A 16,869-nucleotide genomic window follows, 5' to 3' on the forward strand; every position below is an offset into this window, starting at 1 on the left:
AGACAATCATGGCAGAGAAATTTACCCAACATACGGGCCGGGTTGTCCCTCTGGACGCCGCTAACGTCGATACCGACGCGATCATTCCTAAGCAGTTTTTACAGAAAGTGACGCGCACGGGTTTTGGTGCGCATCTGTTCAACGACTGGCGTTTCCTCGACGATAAAGGCGAAGTGCCGAACCCGGAATTCGTCCTGAACTTTCCGGAATACAAAGGCGCCTCCATTTTGCTGGCGCGGGAAAACTTTGGCTGCGGATCGTCGCGTGAACATGCGCCCTGGGCATTAACCGACTACGGCTTTAAGGTGGTTATCGCCCCGAGCTTCGCGGATATCTTCTACGGCAACAGCTTCAACAACCAGCTGCTGCCGGTGACGCTGAGTGACGAAAAGGTCGATGAACTGTTTGCGCTGGTGCAGGCGAATCCGGGGATTTCGTTTGAGGTGGATCTGGAAGCGGAAGTGGTGAAAGCCGGGGATAAGATCTACAGCTTCAGCATTGATGCGTTCCGCCGCCACTGCATGCTGAACGGTCTGGATAGCATTGGCCTGACGCTGCAACACGAAGAGGCTATCTCCGCTTACGAGAAAAAACAGCCTGCGTTTATGGGTTAAAGGCAATGGCCCGCAGGGCGCGGGCCATTGATAAGGGTGCGTTGAGGCTCAACCACTCTGGAGTGGCGGGGAAAACTCCCCGCCAATACTGCTAACGTTTTGCTTCGTAAGCCAACACTGCCGCCAGCTCTGTTTTCTCCTGTCTGAAGTGCAGCTCACACAGCGAGTCGCGCACCATCCAGGTGAAGAGCAACAGCGTCGTACAGATCAGAAACAAACCTAATAGCAGAGTACGTTTTGGCATTCCAGCCTCCTTATTGCTTTTCGGCAATGAAGAGACTAACCTCGCAATGTTGGTTGTGAAGTTGGTCTCCCCATCAGTTTTTTGATGTGGGACTCTCCACTGTTTGCCTCTTGCGAAAGCCTGAGGCAAACAGCCTCAAGCACCCGTCACGCACTCTATGCGCCTTCTCTGCGCCTGTCAGAAAATCGTTTCATTTCGTGAAGCCGCCTTCCAGAATCAAACGTCTTTTACCCGGCACGTCAGCATCAGCGTGACGAGCGAAATCGCTGCGATCACCCAGTACACGGATGCATGCCCATAGCTTTGCGACAGCGCCCCCTGAATCACCCCTGCCAGAATCACGCCGGTAGAGATACTGTTGGTAAACAGCGTGGTCGCGGAGCCTGCGCGCCCCGGCATTAAATCCTGGAACCAGAGCATGCCTATCCCGGCAACGATTCCGATAAACACCGCGTTAAACAGCTGTAAAGCCAGCAAGGCTTCACGCGAATGGAACAGGATCAGCCCCGCGTAGAACAGTACCCCGGCCGCCACGGCGACGACCATCATCCGACGCTTTCCGAAACGTTTGACGTAGTAACCCGCCAGAATCATCGCCGGGATCTCCAGCCCGGCAGCGGTGCCCATCAGAATACCCGCCAGCTTGTCGGGCAGTCCCAGATCGCTGCTGATCCACAGCGGCATATCAATAATGTACATGGTGTTGCATGTCCACATCAGCGTGGAGGCGATAAACAACATGCGGACGTTTTTATCCTGCCAGCCGCTCGCCTGCGTGATGGGCTTGTCCGTCACCTGCTCTACGCGCGCCACCGATGGCAGCGCAAAGGCTATCAGCGCCAGGCTGATGACAAAAATCCCCGCCGCGATGGAAAACATGGTGGTGAAGCCGTAGTTCAGCGCCAGCATAAACGCCAGCGGCGGACCGATGACCCACGCGAGAGAGAGCTGCGCACGCATCACCGAGCTGAACATCACCACTTCCCTCGCCGAGCTGTCGGCGTACTCCCGGGCCAGGGCGAACAGTTGCGGCATCGCGGTGTTCGCCAGAGAGGCCAGCAGCACGCCGCAGGTAATGAGCGTCAGGTAATGGCGGTTGAAGGCAAACAGCAGCGCGTTGCCCACGGCCATGGCGCAACAAAAGAGGATCAGCTTACGGCGATCGCCCTGGCTGTCGGATCGTTTCGCCAGCCACAGGCTGACGAGGATCCCGGCAATGGCGTTGACGGTGTAGAACAGACCCACCCAAAACGGCTGCGCCCCCACCTCGCGGCTGAGAAACAGGCTCAACGTCGGCGCCTGTAGCGCGCCGGCCACGCCCATCATGAAGGCCACCAGCATAAAAGCGGCGTACACGCCATTCAGGCGTCGCCCCATCGTCATCAACCAGAGCATGCGCAAGTCCTTATGAAAGCGAATCGAAATTGGGTGAAATAGTAAACGAAAAAAGCCAGCAAAAAACATTTTGCTGGCAGGTGATTAGCACCAATACTCAGTCACACATGATCGAGGCGAGTTAGCGAGAAGAGGTCGGTTTCGTAACGTCCCACTGCATCAGATCTTCCAGTATTCTCAGCCGCTGCTCTGCGCACTGGCGGGCCAGCCAGGACACTCCCTTTGTCGCTGAAAAATAGTGCTGATAAAACTGACGTGCGGTAGACCTCTTCATAATTTACCTCCTCGCTTCATCGAAAAGGATTATTGGCTTAATATAGGGATTAATAAATTGCTGATTTTTTGTCAGGAGTTCCCCTTTTATGCCTTCCGGTCGTCTGCAACAACAATTTATCCGCCTCTGGCAGTGCTGCGAGGGGCAATCGCAGGAGACCACGCTGAACGAGCTGGCCGAGCTCCTCAACTGCTCCCGGCGTCATATGCGCACGCTCCTTAATACCATGCAGCAGCAGGGCTGGCTAAACTGGGAGGCCGAAGCCGGACGCGGCAAGCGTTCGCGCCTGACTTTCCTTTATACCGGCCTGGCGTTACAGCAACAGCGAGCGGAGGATCTGCTGGAGCAGGACCGCATCGATCAGCTGGTCCAGCTGGTGGGCGACAAAGCCGCCGTGCGCCAGATGCTGGTCTCGCATCTGGGACGCAGCTTTCGTCAGGGACGCCACATTCTGCGGGTACTTTACTACCGCCCAATGAAAAATCTGTTGCCCGGTACGGCGTTACGTCGCTCTGAAACCCACATGGCCCGGCAGATTTTCAGCGGCCTGACGCGGATAAATGAGGAAAACGGGGAACTGGAAGCGGATATTGCCCATCACTGGCAACAGGTGTCTCCGCTGCACTGGCGCTTCTTTCTACGCCCCGGCATTCATTTCCACCATGGACGCGAGCTGGAGATGCGCGACGTTATCGCCTCTTTAGAGCGCGCCCGCACGCTGCCGCTCTATTCGCATATCACGCGGATCCACTCCCCAACGGCCTGGACGCTGGATATTGAGCTTTCGCAGCCGGACAAATGGCTTCCGTGGCTTCTGGGCTACGTGCCATCAATGATCCTGCCTGCCGAGTGGCGATCCCTGAACAATTTTTCCAGCCAGCCGATTGGTACGGGCCCCTACTCCGTTTCACGGAACAACAGTAATCAACTGAAGATCCGCGCCTTTGATGATTACTTTGGCTATAGGGCGTTGATCGACGAAGTGAACGTCTGGGTGTTACCGGATCTCAACGAAGAGCTGAGCGCAGGCCTGACCCTGGAAGGGCCAACAGCCGGTGAAAAGGCGTTCGAAAGCCGCCTGGAGGAGGGCTGCTACTACCTGCTCTTTGATGGCCGCAGCCATCGCGGGGCAAACCACGACGTCCGCAGGTGGATAAGCCATATTCTGGCGCCCGCTAACCTGATTTATCACGCAGAGGAGCAATACCAGACCTGGTGGTTCCCGGCCTATGGCCTGCTCCCACGCTGGCACCATGCGCAGCCCGTCCGCAGTGAAAAGCCTGCCGGACTGGAGATCATCACCCTCAGCTACTATCGCGATCACATTGAGCACCGTTTTCTGGCGAGGATCATGAGCACGCTGCTGGCAGCCGAAGGCGTGACGCTGGCGATTCAGGAAGTCGATTATGATGAATGGCATCGCGGAGACGTCATCAGCGATATCTGGCTCAACAGCGCAAACTTTACGCTGCCGCTTGATTTCTCGCTCTTTTCTCACCTGTACGAGGTGCCCCTGATTCAGCACTGTATCAACCGGGACTGGCAGCAGGACGCCGCGCGGTGGCGGGCGGGAGAAATGGATCTGGCCGCCTGGTGTCAGGAATTACTGACCGGGCAGACGATCGTACCGCTGATTCACCACTGGCTGCTGATCCAGGGGCAGCGCAGCATGCGCGGCCTGCGGATGAATACCCTCGGCTGGTTTGATTTTAAATCCGCCTGGTTTGCGCCGCCGGAGCCATAACGCTTTCGTAATATTCACCAAATCATTACAATAGCGCCGTTCTCAACGGGGTGCTGCATCACTGATGTGCGCTGAGATAATACCCGTCGAACCTGATCCGGATAACGCCGGCGAAGGGATTTGAGGCTGTCTCTCAAAATCCTTTGCCACTCAACCCTGAGGTGCAAAGTGTTAAAAAACGTTCTTCCTCTGCTGGCGCTGTTTGCGCTGCCTGTTTTTGCTAAGCCCGTTCTGACGGTCTACACCTACGACTCCTTCTCCGCCGACTGGGGCCCCGGCCCGGTGGTAAAAAAAGCCTTTGAAGCCGACTGCAACTGCGAGCTGAAATTCGTGGCGCTGGAAGATGGCGTCTCGCTGCTCAACCGTCTGCGCATGGAAGGCAAAAACAGCAAAGCCGACGTGGTGCTCGGGCTGGATAACAACCTGCTGGAAGCCGCCACCCAAACCAGACTGTTCGCCAAAAGCGGTGTGGCGTCAGATGCCGTCAACGTACCGGGCGGCTGGAAAAACGACACCTTCGTTCCCTTTGATTACGGCTACTTTGCGTTTGTCTACGATAAAAACAAGCTGAAGAATCCGCCCAAAAGCCTGAAAGAGCTGGTCGAAAGTGACCAGAAATGGCGCGTAATTTATGAAGATCCGCGTACCAGCACGCCGGGTCTGGGGCTGCTATTGTGGATGCAGAAAGTCTACGGGGATAAAACGCCGGAAGCGTGGCAGAAGCTGGCCGCGAAAACCGTTACCGTCACCAAAGGCTGGAGCGAAGCCTACGGCCTGTTCCTGAAAGGCGAAAGCGATCTGGTGCTGAGCTACACTACCTCTCCGGCCTACCACATTATCGCCGAGAAGAAGGATAACTACGCCGCCGCGAACTTTGCTGAAGGGCATTATTTGCAGGTGGAAGTGGCCGCCCGCACCGCCGCGAGCAAACAGCCGGAGCTTGCCGAAAAATTCCTGAAATTTATGGTCTCCCCGGCATTCCAGAATGCTATTCCGACAGGAAACTGGATGTACCCGGTCACTGACGTTGCGCTGCCGGCAGGCTTTGAGCAGCTAAACAAGCCGCAAACCTCACTGGAATTTACGCCGCAGCAGGTTGCCGCCCAGCGCGCCGCATGGATTAGTGAATGGCAACGCGCCGTCAGCCGCTGATCCCCGGCTGGTTAGTTCCCGGGCTGCTCGCCGCCATACTGATGGTGGTCGTCAGTCTGGGTGCATTCCTTGCGCTGTGGTTTAACGCGCCAGAGAGCGATCTGCTCGCCCTCTGGCACGACAGCTATCTCTGGCACGTCATCCGTTTCTCCTTCTGGCAGGCGTTTCTCTCCGCGCTGCTGTCGACGATCCCGGCCATTTTCCTTGCACGCGCCCTCTATCGCAGACGTTTCCCCGGCAGGCTTGCCCTGCTGCGGCTGTGCGCGATGACGCTGATCCTGCCCGTGCTGGTGGCGGTGTTCGGTATTCTGAGCGTCTACGGTCGGCAGGGCTGGCTGGCATCCCTCTTCAACCTGCTTGGTCTGGAATGGACCTTCTCCCCTTACGGCCTGAAAGGCATTCTGCTGGCGCATATTTTTTTCAATATGCCGATGGCGACGCGTCTCTTTTTACAGGCGCTGGAAAACATTCCCGGAGAGCAGCGTCAGATTGCCGCCCAGCTTGGCATGCGCGGCTGGTCGTTCTTCCGCTTTGTCGAATGGCCGTGGCTGCGACGCCAGATTGCCCCGGTGGCCGCGCTAATCTTTATGCTCTGCTTCGCCAGCTTCGCGACCGTGCTTTCTCTCGGCGGCGGGCCGCAGGCCACCACCATTGAGCTGGCGATCTATCAGGCCTTAAGTTACGACTACGATCCGGGCCGCGCCGCGCTGCTGGCGATGGTGCAGATGGTCTGCTGCCTGGCGCTGGTGTTACTCAGCCAGCGGCTGAGTAAAGCGATCCCCACAGGCAGCAATCACTTGACAGGCTGGCGCGATCCGCAGGACAGCCTGCACAGCCGCGTCGCGGATTTTATGCTGATCGCGCTGGCCCTCCTGCTTCTGCTGCCCCCGCTGCTGGCCGTTATCGTTGATGGCCTGAATCGCAATGTGTTGTCGGTACTGCAACAGCCTGTCCTGTGGCAGGCGACGTGGATCTCATTGCGCATCGCGCTGGCAGCCGGGCTGCTGTGCGTGATCCTGACCATGATGCTGCTCTGGAGCAGCCGCGAGCTGTACGCGCGTCATGCCCGTAAAGCCGGACACGCGCTGGAACTGACGGGTATGCTGATCCTGGCGATGCCGGGTATTGTGCTGGCGACCGGATTCTTTTTACTGTTCAACAGCACCATCGGCCTGCCGGAAAGCGCCGACGGCATCGTCATTTTTACCAACGCGCTGATGGCTATCCCTTACGCGCTCAAGGTGCTGGAAAACCCGATGCGCGACGTCAACAGCCGCTACAGTTTGCTGTGTCAGTCGCTGGGCATGCAGGGCTGGCAGCGTCTGAAGGTGGTCGAACTGCGCGCGCTAAAGCGTCCGCTGGCTCAGGCGCTGGCGTTTGCCTGCGTGCTGTCGATTGGCGATTTTGGCGTTGTGGCCCTCTTTGGCAACGAGGATTTCCGCACGCTGCCGTTCTGGCTTTATCAGCAAATTGGCTCCTATCGTAGCCAGGACGGCGCCGTCACGGCGCTGCTCCTGTTGCTGCTGTGCTTTGCGTTATTTACCGTTATCGAAAAACTTCCGGGGCGTGATGTTAAAACTGACTGATGTAACCTGGCTTTATGAGCACCTGCCAATGCGTTTTACCCTCTCCGTTCGTCAGGGAGAGCGAATCGCAGTGCTTGGCCCTAGCGGGGCCGGAAAAAGTACTCTGCTCAATCTGATTGCCGGTTTTTTGCAGCCTGCCAGCGGGTCGATCGTCATTGATAATGGCGAATATACCTACGCTCCGCCGGCTACGCGCCCGGTGTCGATGCTGTTCCAGGAAAATAATCTGTTCAATCATCTTACGGTGTGGCAGAACATCGCGCTGGGTATGGATCCGGGGTTAAAACTCAGTGTTGCGCAGCGTCAGACGCTGGAGGCGATCGCCGAACAAATGGGCCTGGCTGCGTTTATCAACAGACTACCGGGTGAGCTTTCCGGCGGCCAGCGCCAGCGCGTGGCGCTGGCACGCTGTCTGGTGCGCAAGCAGCCGCTGCTGCTGCTCGACGAACCCTTTTCGGCGCTCGACCCGGCCCTGCGTCAGGAGATGCTCTCGCTGGTTGAGGAGGTTTGCGAGCGCGAGCAACTGACGATGCTGATGGTTTCGCATAGCATCGAAGATGCCGCACGCATCGCGCCGCGATCGGTGGTGATCGCGGAGGGACGTATTTTGTGGGATGGGGAAACAGAAGAACTTCTGAGTGGTAAGGCGGGGGCATCTTCACTTTTAGGTATTCGTGAGGTCTGATGCCCTCACCCTGGTCCTCTCCCACAGGGAGAGGGATCCCCAGTAATTTGAAAGCAAAAGCGATAACGTTGCCTTCAGAATAACTGAGGGCTTTCAGCGATGCCCTGGTACGGCTGTAAATCGCTGAGGCGTTTCCTGTAGGCCGGGGCGAGGCGCAGGGATGCGCCGAGAGGGCGGGCTTTACAGGGATGTTACCTCCGCCCGTCCCCGATAAGCCGGAAGGAATAAGCCGAAGGTACCGCGAAGCGGCGATTTTCCGCCGGAAGCCCGGGTCGCCAGGGTGGTGGCGACTGAGCCACCCTGGCACGTTCACCGCTCATGTCGTGACAGAGTAGCAAGGAACATAAAGTGAACGGAATGACCACCAGAGCCGTATGTTCCCCCTCACCCCAGCCCTCTCCCTCAAGGGAGAGGTGGCCGTCTGTGCAGGCATTATTTTGTGGGGAACCCTTAGCCCACAGGGAGAGGGAAAACACCTTAACGGCTCACCACCTTCAACAGGATCTCACCGTACACCGGCATCAGCGGGTGGCGAATCAGCGCCACCAGCGCCACGACAGCCACTCCCAGCGTCAGCGGGGCCAGCCAGAGCAGGCGCGTGCGCGGAAGATAGCGCGTCAGGCGATCAACACTGGCTTTCGCGCTGCGCCACAGGCGCCAGCAGAGCCAGACCGCCAGCCACAGCAGGACCGCCGTTCCCAGCAGCAGCCACTTGAACTCGCCGCTTTGCATACCGTCAGGAATATCGATGGCCGCGCCCGCCAGGATCCCCGGCAGGAAGTAGAACGGCGGCCAGAAGACGCAGCCGATGATGTTCGGCACCACAAACTTCGCGACGGGCAGATCCAGCATCCCGGCCACCATCGGCACCAGCGGGCGCGTTGGGCCAACGAAGCGCCCCACGAGGATGGTGAACATGCTGTGCTGGTGCAGCGCGTGCTCGGTTTTATCCAGCAGCGCTTTGTTTTTTTTCATGAACGACCAGCGGTGCAGCGGCTTCTTAAAGCGCCAGCCCAGCCAGAAGGAGATCCAGTCCCCCAGCAAACAACCGATGATACCGGCCATCCACGCCTGCCAGAAATTGACCTCGCCGCTGCCGATAAGCGCCCCAAGCCCCGCCATCATCACGGTGCCGGGCAGGATCAGCCCGACCAGCGCCAGCGACTCCAGAAACGCCACCAGCGCCACGGCGATGAGCGAATACATAACGGACTGGGTAATAAGATGTTCCAGCAATGCCTGCATAACTATTCCGGTCAGAAAACGAATCAGCGATTCTGCTTAGCGCCCTGCACCGCGTCAAGGCATCAATTGTCTGAATAGTTTACAAGATGCGCCTGAAGTTCACCTGAATGTTTACCGATTATTCACATCCCGCACGGAATTCGCTCGGGCTGGCACCGGTGCACTTCTTAAACACGCGAGAGAAATAGAGCTGATCTTCAAAGCCGACGTTACGCCCGACGGTGGCGATAGGCATTCGGGTGGTGCTGAGCAGCAGTTTCGCCTGGCTGATGCGCTGATCCTCACGCCAGCTGAGTACACTCACGCCAAGCTGCTGGCGGAACAGATGAGAGAGCCGTGACGGCGACAGACACACATGCTGGGCGACGCTGGCAATATCAAACTGGCTGTCGGCAAGGTGGTCGCTGATGTACTGGCAGGCGTCGCGGACGCGGTTGTCCAGCGGCGGATTAAGCGACTCGTTGATGGCCTCCATGCGGCGCAGCAGCACCTGTTCAAGCAGGTTGATGGCCAGCAGTTCGGCGTAGCGCCCGCCCGCCTGCCCTGCCTCAATAATCTGTGCGAACAGCTCACGGAACTGCGCCAGATGCGCCTCATCCGGGCGATATAAACCGGTATGGGCGAAAATGGCCGGCCACGAGAGCCACTCCTGCCAGTAGGCGCGCGGACGGAAATAGACCCACTGGTGATACCACTCTTTGGCATCCGGATGGCGCCCGTAGTGGTGGATCTCCCCCGGCGGGAACAGCAGCATATCACCGGGGCGGCAGATAAACTGCTGATCCCCGTTTTTGACGACCCCTTCTCCGCGTACGGTCAGGTTGAGGATATATCCCTTCATGCCAAGAGGGCGATCGACGTAAAAATCGAGATATCCCTCGGCCTCAATTGGCGTCAGCCCCGCCACCAGATGGGCGTTAAATGAGTAGCCCGGCAGTAAGGGATCGTTTTGCGGTTCGGCCATAGATTCAGTTCTCCCAAGGGTCCTGAAGGAAACCAATTGTCCATATCGATAAAAGCAGTATAAAAATGGCCCGCGGAAAGATCCAAAAAGCATCACGCCTCTTTTACGTCCGCCATGTTTCAGCCTTTCCCCCTGATTTGTCCGCCAGTACGGGCAGATAAGCAGTAACAAAAGTGTCTATAAGTGCGGCAGAAATGTCCACATAGAATATTTGCACGGCGTCACACTTTGCGTGGCTACAGCAATTTAGTCCATAAGATTAGCGGATCCTGCCTGACGATTTTTGTCCCCAGTCTCTAATGTTCTTCCATACCTGTTTTTTGGATGGAGCAACACCATGGCAATTGCAATTGGCCTCGATTTTGGCAGCGACTCAGTTCGCGCGCTGGCAGTGGACTGTACGACTGGCCTGGAGATAGCAACCAGCGTTGAGTGGTATCCGCGCTGGCAAGAGGGGCGCTACTGCGATGCGCCGAACAACCAGTTCCGCCACCACCCGCGTGATTACATTGAATCAATGGAAGCGGCGATCAAAACCGTGCTGGCGGAGTTGACGGACGCCCAGCGGGCCGATGTCGTGGGGATTGGCGTTGACAGCACCGGCTCAACGCCAGCTCCTGTCGATGCCGAAGGCCGCGTACTGGCGCTGCGACCGGAGTTTGCCGACAACCCGAACGCCATGTTTGTGCTGTGGAAAGACCATACCGCCGTGGAAGAGGCGGAAGCCATCACCCGCTTATGCCATCAGCCGGGCAAAACTGACTACTCCCGCTACATCGGCGGGATTTACTCCAGCGAGTGGTTCTGGGCCAAGATCCTGCACGTTACCCGCGCGGACGCGTCGGTCGCACAGGCAGCGGCATCATGGATTGAGCTATGCGACTGGGTTCCCGCCCTGCTCTCCGGCACCACTCGCCCGCAGGATATCCGCCGCGGCCGTTGCAGCGCCGGGCATAAATCGCTGTGGCATGAAAGCTGGGGGGGGCTGCCTCCGGCAGCGTTCTTCGATGAACTCGATCCGATCATCAACAAAAACCTGACATACCCGCTGTTTACCGACACCTTCACCGCCGATATTCCGGTCGGCACGCTCTGCGAAGAGTGGGCGAAACGCCTCGGTCTGCCGCAAAACGTGACCATTTCCGGCGGCGCGTTCGACTGCCATATGGGTGCCGTGGGCGCGGGTGCGCAGCCCAACACGCTGGTGAAAGTTATCGGCACCTCCACCTGTGACATTCTGACGGCAGATAAAGCCAGCGTCGGCGACCGCGCGGTGAAAGGCATTTGCGGTCAGGTTGACGGCAGCGTGGTACCCGATTTTATCGGCCTCGAAGCGGGTCAGTCCGCCTTCGGCGATATCTACGCCTGGTTTGGCCGTGTGCTCGGCTGGCCGCTGGATCAGCTGGCTGCCGCGCGTCCTGAACTGAAAACGCAGATTGCCGACAGCAAAAAACAGCTCCTGCCGCAGCTCACCGAAGCCTGGGCAAAAAATCCGTCTCTCGACCACCTGCCGGTGGTGCTGGACTGGTTCAACGGGCGTCGTACGCCGTTTGCCAACCAGCGTCTGAAAGGGGTGATTACCGATCTCAACCTCGCGACCGACGCGCCCGCGCTGTTTGGCGGCCTGATCGCCGCCACCGCATTCGGCGCGCGCGCCATTATGGAGTGCTTCACCGGGCAGGGCATTGACGTGAACAACGTGATGGCGCTGGGCGGCATCGCCCGTAAAAACCCGGTGATCATGCAGGCCTGCTGCGACGTGCTGAACCGGCCGCTGCAAATTGTGGCCTCCGATCAGTGCTGTGCGCTGGGCGCGGCGATTTTCGCTGCCGTGGCCGCAGGCGTACATGCGGATATCCCGACCGCGCAACAGCATATGGCGAGCGCCGTCGAAAGTACGCTCCAGCCGCAGACTCAGCAGGCACAACGCTTTGAACAGCTTTATCAGCGCTACCAGCAATGGGCAAAAAGCGCCGAACTTCACTATCTCCCTGTCGCCGCCCCGGCCAAAAGCACCGCGGATACTACGGCAACCCTGACACATTAAGGACACGATAATGACCATTTTTAATAATTATGAAGTGTGGTTTGTGATTGGCAGCCAGCATTTGTACGGACCGGAAGCGTTGCAGCAGGTGACGAAACACGCGGAGCACGTTGTGAACGCGCTGAACGCGGAAGCCAAACTGCCGTGCAAACTGGTGCTGAAGCCGCTGGGTACCACCCCGGACGAAATCACCAACATTTGCCGCGATGCCAATTACGATGACAAATGCGCTGGCCTGGTGGTGTGGCTGCACACCTTCTCGCCAGCCAAAATGTGGATCAACGGCCTGGCTATCCTCAACAAACCGCTGCTGCAATTCCACACGCAGTTCAACGCCTCCCTGCCGTGGGACAGCATCGACATGGACTTCATGAACCTGAACCAGACCGCGCACGGCGGCCGCGAGTTCGGCTTCATCGGCGCGCGCATGCGTCAACAGCATGCCGTGGTGACCGGGCACTGGCAGGACGGTCAGGCACAAAAACGTATTGGCTCCTGGATGCGTCAGGCGGTATCTAAGCAGGATACCCGCCACCTGAAAGTGGTGCGTTTCGGCGACAACATGCGCGAAGTGGCGGTCACCGACGGTGATAAAGTGGCCGCGCAGATTAAATTTGGCTTCTCCGTCAACACCTGGGCGGTGGGCGACCTGGTGCAGGTGGTGAATGACATCAGCGATGGCGACGTTAACGCGCTGGTGGACGAGTACGAAAGCAGCTATCGCCTGACGCCTGCGGCACAGGTCAACGGTGACAAGCGCCAGAACGTGCTGGATGCCGCACGTATTGAGCTGGGCATGAAGCGTTTTCTGGAACAGGGCGGCTTCCATGCCTTCACCACCACCTTTGAAGATCTCCACGGCCTGAAACAGCTCCCGGGTCTGGCGGTACAACGTCTGATGCAGCAGGGCTACGGCTTTGCGGGCGAAGGCGACTGGAAAACTGCCGCTCTGCTTCGCATCATGAAGGTGATGTCGACCGGTCTACAGGGCGGCACCTCTTTTATGGAGGACTACACCTACCACTTCGAGAACGGCAACGATCTGGTGCTCGGCTCGCACATGCTGGAAGTGTGTCCATCCATCGCGGTTGAAGAGAAACCGATCCTCGACGTGCAGTACCTCGGCATTGGCGGCAAAGCGGATCCGGCCCGTCTGATCTTCGACACCCGTACCGGCCCGGCCATTAACGCCAGCCTGATTGACCTCGGCGATCGTTTCCGCCTGCTGGTGAACTGCGTCGATGCGGTTGAAACCCCGCATTCTCTGCCGAAGCTGCCGGTCGCCAACGCTTTGTGGAAAGCGCAGCCTGACCTGCCAACCGCCTCGGAAGCCTGGATCCTGGCCGGCGGCGCGCACCACACCGTATTCAGCCACGCGCTGGACCTGAACGATATGCGTCAGTTTGCCGAGCTGCACGACATCGAACTGACCGTAATTGATAACGACACCCGTCTGCCAGCCTTTAAAGACGCGCTGCGCTGGAACGAAGTCTATTACGGTTCAAAACGCTAAGTACGGAGTGCCCGGTGGCACTTCGTTTACCGGGCCTACGGTTCTGTAGGCCGGATAAGCGTAGCGCCATCCGGCAGGAGACGACAATGTTAGAAGATCTCAAACGTCAGGTACTCGAAGCCAACCTGGCGCTGCCAAAACATAACCTCGTAACCCTGACATGGGGCAACGTCAGCGCCGTTGACCGGGAAAAAGGGGTGTTCGTGATCAAGCCTTCCGGCGTGGATTACACGGTAATGACCGCAGAAGACATGGTGGTGGTCAGCATCGAAACGGGTGAAGTGGTTGAAGGCAATAAAAAGCCCTCCTCCGATACGCCCACTCATCGCCTGCTGTATCAGGCCTTCCCGACCATCGGCGGGATTGTGCATACCCATTCGCGTCACGCGACCATCTGGGCGCAGGCGGGCCAGCCTATTCCGGCCACCGGCACCACCCACGCGGACTACTTTTACGGCACCATTCCCTGCACGCGTCTGATGACCGATGCGGAGATCGGCGGTGAGTACGAATGGGAAACGGGGAACGTGATTGTCGAAACCTTCGAAAAACAGGGAATCGACGCGGCGCAAATGCCCGGCGTGCTGGTGCACTCCCACGGCCCGTTTGCCTGGGGTAAAAACGCGGAGGACGCGGTGCACAACGCGATCGTGCTGGAGGAAGTCGCCTATATGGGGATCTTCTGCCGCCAGCTGGCACCGCAGCTGCCGGATATGCAGCAAACCCTGCTGGATAAGCATTACCTGCGTAAGCACGGTGCGAAAGCCTACTACGGGCAGTAAACCCCTGCCCGGTGACGCTGCGCTTACCGGGCCTGCGGAACCTGTAGGCCGGATAAGCGCAGCGCCATCCGGCGGAACGGGCACTGTATAAAACCCCAGCAAACACCCCTCAACCAGGCTATAATCAGGCCTGGTTTTGTTTTATGGGATAACGCCGTGACGCAGGCGCAAGAAGGCTTTTTACTGACCAGACACTGGCGGGATACCCCTCAGGGTACTGAGGTTGAATTCTGGCTGGCAACGGACAACGGCCCGCTAAACGTTACGCTCCCGCCGCAGGAGTCCGTGGCCTTTATTCCTGAAGCTCACGTCGAGAAAGTGAAACAACTGCTACGCGGCGAAAACAACTGGCGCCTTACGCCGCTTCAGCTGAAAGATTTCCACCGCCAGCCAGTTTACGGCCTCTACTGCCGCGCCCATCGCCAGTTGATGCGCTATGAAAAGCTGCTTCGTGAAGTAGGCGTGACGCTTTACGAGGCCGACATTCGCCCGCCTGAACGCTTTCTGATGGAGCGGTTTATCACCGCCCCCGTCTGGGTAGATGGCACCGCGCAAAACGGCAGGATCGTTAACGCGCGCCTGAAGCCTAATCCGCACTATCGCCCGCCGCTAAAGTGGGTGTCGCTGGATATTGAAACCACCCGCCATGGCGAACTGTACTGCATTGGCCTGGAAGGCTGTGGGCAGCGGGTTGTCTATATGCTCGGGCCGCCGAACGGCGATGCGTCCGCGCTGGATTTTAATCTGGAGTACGTCAACAGCCGCCCGCAACTGCTGGAGAAGCTTAACCAGTGGTTTGCCGAGCACGACCCGGACGTGCTGATCGGCTGGAACGTGGTGCAGTTTGACCTGCGCGTGCTGCAAAAACATGCCGAGCGTTACCGTATCCCGCTGATTCTGGGGCGCGGCAATAGTGAGCTGGAGTGGCGTGAGCACGGTTTTAAGAACGGTGTTTTCTTCGCGCAGGCCAATGGTCGCCTGATTATCGACGGCATCGAGGCGCTGAAATCCGCCTTCTGGAACTTCTCTTCCTTCTCGCTGGAAGCGGTCGCCCAGGAACTGCTCGGCGAAGGTAAATCCATCGACAATCCCTGGGACCGAATGGACGAGATCGACCGGCGCTTTAACGAGGATAAACCGGCGCTCGCTACCTATAACCTGAAAGATTGCGAGCTGGTGACGCAGATCTTCCACAAAACCGAGATCATGCCGTTCCTGCTGGAACGCGCAACGGTGAACGGTCTCGCGGTCGACAGGCACGGCGGCTCGGTAGCGGCCTTCAGCCACCTCTATTTCCCGCGGATGCACCGGGCGGGCTATGTCGCCCCTAATCTCGGCGACGTGCCGCCGCAGGCCAGCCCCGGCGGTTACGTGATGGATTCACGGCCCGGACTGTATGACTCGGTGCTGGTGCTGGATTATAAAAGCCTGTACCCGTCAATTATCCGCACGTTTCTGATTGATCCGGTGGGGCTGGTGGAGGGGATGGCCCAGCCAGACGATGCGCACAGCACCGAAGGGTTTCTTGGAGCTCGCTTCTCGCGGAAAAAACACTGCCTGCCCGAAATTGTGGGAAACATCTGGCACGGCCGCGACGAGGCGAAACGCCACGGCAACAAGCCGCTCTCACAGGCGCTGAAAATCATTATGAACGCCTTTTACGGCGTGCTGGGTACCAGCGCCTGCCGCTTCTTTGATCCCCGGCTGGCGTCTTCCATCACCATGCGCGGGCACGACATTATGCGCCAGACCAAAGCGCTGATTGAATCCCGGGGCTATGACGTTATTTATGGCGATACCGACTCCACCTTTGTCTGGCTGAAAGCGGCCCATTCAGAAGACGACGCCGCGCGAATCGGCAAAGAACTGGTCGCCTACGTGAACGACTGGTGGCGCGAAAATTTGCAAAAAGAGCGGTTAACCAGCGCGTTAGAGCTGGAGTTTGAAACCCATTTTGCCCGCTTTTTAATGCCGACCATTCGCGGAACCGACCAGGGCAGCAAGAAGCGCTACGCCGGGCTGATTCAGGAAGGTGACACGCAGCGGATGGTCTTTAAAGGGCTGGAGACGGTGCGCACCGACTGGACGCCACTGGCGCAGCAGTTCCAGCAGACGCTCTACCTGCGGGTGTTTCGCAACGAGCCCTATCAGGACTACGTGCGCGACACCATCGCCAGCCTGATGGCGGGTGAGCTGGATGACCAGCTGGTGTATCGCAAGCGCCTGCGCCGCCCGCTGGCCGAATATCAACGTAACGTTCCTCCCCACGTACGCGCCGCGCGGCTGGCGGATGAAGAGAATGTTCGGCGGGGCCGTGCGCCGCAGTATCAGAACCGGGGTACGATCAAATACGTCTGGACAACTAACGGCCCGGAACCCGTTGATTACCAGCAGTCTCCGCTCGATTACGATCACTACCTGACCCGCCAGCTTCAGCCGGTTGCGGAGGGAATTTTACCGTTCATCAATGACGACTTTGCTACACTAGTGACAGGACAACTTGGGCTATTTTGACGCGTGACGAAACCGTTGCCATCCAGTACCATAGCGCCCTTTCCATTCCCGGACCCATTTTTCGATGACCGTCTTTTTTGACGGGGTCGAACTATTGCCTGCAATTAAAG

Annotated in this window: 14 protein-coding genes and 1 riboswitch; of the genes, 9 read left to right on the forward strand and 5 right to left on the reverse strand. The window is 58.2% G+C overall.

All coding sequences use genetic code 11. From position 1 onward, the window contains the following. Window positions 1-8: 8 nt before the first annotated feature. Window positions 9-614 (forward strand): 3-isopropylmalate dehydratase small subunit, encoded by a 606-nt coding sequence (leuD, locus tag ACOTYH_RS12860; protein ID WP_058688978.1) that lies wholly within the window; start codon window positions 9-11, stop codon window positions 612-614. 91 nt (window positions 615-705) lie between these two features. Here leuD and ACOTYH_RS12865 read toward each other — a convergent pair whose 3' ends face one another. The 3 genes from ACOTYH_RS12865 to sgrT all read right to left on the reverse strand — a co-directional run bounded on the left by ACOTYH_RS12865 (window position 706) and on the right by sgrT (window position 2,527). Beyond that, window positions 706-858, reverse strand: a complete 153-nt coding sequence (locus tag ACOTYH_RS12865; RefSeq protein ID WP_032647235.1) for a Hok/Gef family protein — start codon at window positions 856-858, stop codon at window positions 706-708. A gap of 216 nt (window positions 859-1,074) precedes the next feature. Then, window positions 1,075-2,253: a sugar efflux transporter gene (locus ACOTYH_RS12870; protein WP_058688977.1), complete on the reverse strand. Its 1,179-nt coding sequence runs from the start codon at window positions 2,251-2,253 to the stop codon at window positions 1,075-1,077. Between the two features lie 121 nt (window positions 2,254-2,374). Then, entirely contained in the window at window positions 2,375-2,527 is a 153-nt protein-coding gene (sgrT, locus tag ACOTYH_RS12875; protein ID WP_003856388.1) for a glucose uptake inhibitor SgrT, read from the reverse strand. An 88-nt stretch (window positions 2,528-2,615) separates the two neighbouring features. On the opposite strand from sgrT, the gene sgrR reads away from it, so the two are divergent. The 4 genes from sgrR (at window position 2,616) to thiQ (ending at window position 7,694) form a co-directional block, all read left to right on the forward strand. After that, the gene (gene sgrR, locus ACOTYH_RS12880) at window positions 2,616-4,271 is read left to right on the forward strand and encodes an HTH-type transcriptional regulator SgrR (RefSeq protein WP_033488171.1); all 1,656 of its coding nucleotides are present in this window, start codon (window positions 2,616-2,618) and stop codon (window positions 4,269-4,271) included. A gap of 36 nt (window positions 4,272-4,307) precedes the next feature. Further along, a riboswitch (TPP riboswitch) is annotated at window positions 4,308-4,408 on the forward strand. A gap of 31 nt (window positions 4,409-4,439) precedes the next feature. Then, window positions 4,440-5,423, forward strand: coding sequence for a thiamine ABC transporter substrate binding subunit (gene thiB, locus ACOTYH_RS12885; RefSeq protein WP_032647227.1), 984 nt, complete (start codon window positions 4,440-4,442; stop codon window positions 5,421-5,423). Next, window positions 5,399-7,009, forward strand: coding sequence for a thiamine/thiamine pyrophosphate ABC transporter permease ThiP (gene thiP / locus ACOTYH_RS12890; RefSeq protein ID WP_033488172.1), 1,611 nt, complete (start codon window positions 5,399-5,401; stop codon window positions 7,007-7,009). Before thiB ends, thiP begins: the two co-directional genes overlap by 25 nt. Further along, window positions 6,993-7,694, forward strand: a complete 702-nt coding sequence (thiQ, locus tag ACOTYH_RS12895) for a thiamine ABC transporter ATP-binding protein ThiQ (RefSeq protein ID WP_033488173.1) — start codon at window positions 6,993-6,995, stop codon at window positions 7,692-7,694. Before thiP ends, thiQ begins: the two co-directional genes overlap by 17 nt. 477 nt (window positions 7,695-8,171) lie before the next feature. Here thiQ and ACOTYH_RS12900 read toward each other — a convergent pair whose 3' ends face one another. Both ACOTYH_RS12900 and araC read right to left on the reverse strand, forming a co-directional pair. After that, entirely contained in the window at window positions 8,172-8,939 is a 768-nt protein-coding gene (locus tag ACOTYH_RS12900) for a DedA family protein (RefSeq protein WP_058688976.1), read from the reverse strand. Window positions 8,940-9,057: 118 nt separating this feature from the next. Then, entirely contained in the window at window positions 9,058-9,903 is an 846-nt protein-coding gene (gene araC / locus ACOTYH_RS12905; RefSeq protein WP_003856402.1) for an arabinose operon transcriptional regulator AraC, read from the reverse strand. A 337-nt stretch (window positions 9,904-10,240) separates the two neighbouring features. Here araC and araB point away from each other — a divergent pair, with 337 nt between their 5' ends. The 4 genes from araB (at window position 10,241) to polB (ending at window position 16,759) form a co-directional block, all read left to right on the forward strand. Then, window positions 10,241-11,950 (forward strand): ribulokinase, encoded by a 1,710-nt coding sequence (gene araB / locus ACOTYH_RS12910; protein ID WP_032670576.1) that lies wholly within the window; start codon window positions 10,241-10,243, stop codon window positions 11,948-11,950. Between the two features lie 10 nt (window positions 11,951-11,960). Next, complete coding sequence (gene araA, locus ACOTYH_RS12915; RefSeq protein WP_032671439.1) at window positions 11,961-13,463, forward strand: L-arabinose isomerase; 1,503 nt, start codon at window positions 11,961-11,963, stop codon at window positions 13,461-13,463. A gap of 86 nt (window positions 13,464-13,549) precedes the next feature. Beyond that, the gene (gene araD / locus ACOTYH_RS12920; protein WP_023295910.1) at window positions 13,550-14,245 is read left to right on the forward strand and encodes an L-ribulose-5-phosphate 4-epimerase; all 696 of its coding nucleotides are present in this window, start codon (window positions 13,550-13,552) and stop codon (window positions 14,243-14,245) included. Between the two features lie 156 nt (window positions 14,246-14,401). Then, window positions 14,402-16,759, forward strand: a complete 2,358-nt coding sequence (gene polB / locus ACOTYH_RS12925; protein ID WP_421637774.1) for a DNA polymerase II — start codon at window positions 14,402-14,404, stop codon at window positions 16,757-16,759. Window positions 16,760-16,869: the final 110 nt, after the last annotated feature.

It is taken from the genome of Enterobacter cloacae complex sp. SHL001 (genome assembly GCF_049236825.1).
GTDB lineage: Bacteria > Pseudomonadota > Gammaproteobacteria > Enterobacterales > Enterobacteriaceae > Enterobacter > Enterobacter hormaechei_C.

What these genes read in the sequence shown, in the direction of transcription:
- sgrR (WP_033488171.1), top strand. Translation starts at nt 2,616, where the DNA reads ATGCCTTCCGGTCGTCTGCAACAACAATTTATCCGCCTCTGGCAGTGC.
- araD (WP_023295910.1), top strand. Translation starts at nt 13,550, where the DNA reads ATGTTAGAAGATCTCAAACGTCAGGTACTCGAAGCCAACCTGGCGCTG.
- leuD (WP_058688978.1), top strand. Translation starts at nt 9, where the DNA reads ATGGCAGAGAAATTTACCCAACATACGGGCCGGGTTGTCCCTCTGGAC.
- araB (WP_032670576.1), top strand. Translation starts at nt 10,241, where the DNA reads ATGGCAATTGCAATTGGCCTCGATTTTGGCAGCGACTCAGTTCGCGCG.
- thiQ (WP_033488173.1), top strand. Translation starts at nt 6,993, where the DNA reads ATGTTAAAACTGACTGATGTAACCTGGCTTTATGAGCACCTGCCAATG.
- ACOTYH_RS12865 (WP_032647235.1), bottom strand. Translation starts at nt 858, where the DNA reads ATGCCAAAACGTACTCTGCTATTAGGTTTGTTTCTGATCTGTACGACG.
- ACOTYH_RS12900 (WP_058688976.1), bottom strand. Translation starts at nt 8,939, where the DNA reads ATGCAGGCATTGCTGGAACATCTTATTACCCAGTCCGTTATGTATTCG.
- araA (WP_032671439.1), top strand. Translation starts at nt 11,961, where the DNA reads ATGACCATTTTTAATAATTATGAAGTGTGGTTTGTGATTGGCAGCCAG.
- sgrT (WP_003856388.1), bottom strand. Translation starts at nt 2,527, where the DNA reads ATGAAGAGGTCTACCGCACGTCAGTTTTATCAGCACTATTTTTCAGCG.
- ACOTYH_RS12870 (WP_058688977.1), bottom strand. Translation starts at nt 2,253, where the DNA reads ATGCTCTGGTTGATGACGATGGGGCGACGCCTGAATGGCGTGTACGCC.
- araC (WP_003856402.1), bottom strand. Translation starts at nt 9,903, where the DNA reads ATGGCCGAACCGCAAAACGATCCCTTACTGCCGGGCTACTCATTTAAC.
- thiP (WP_033488172.1), top strand. Translation starts at nt 5,399, where the DNA reads ATGGCAACGCGCCGTCAGCCGCTGATCCCCGGCTGGTTAGTTCCCGGG.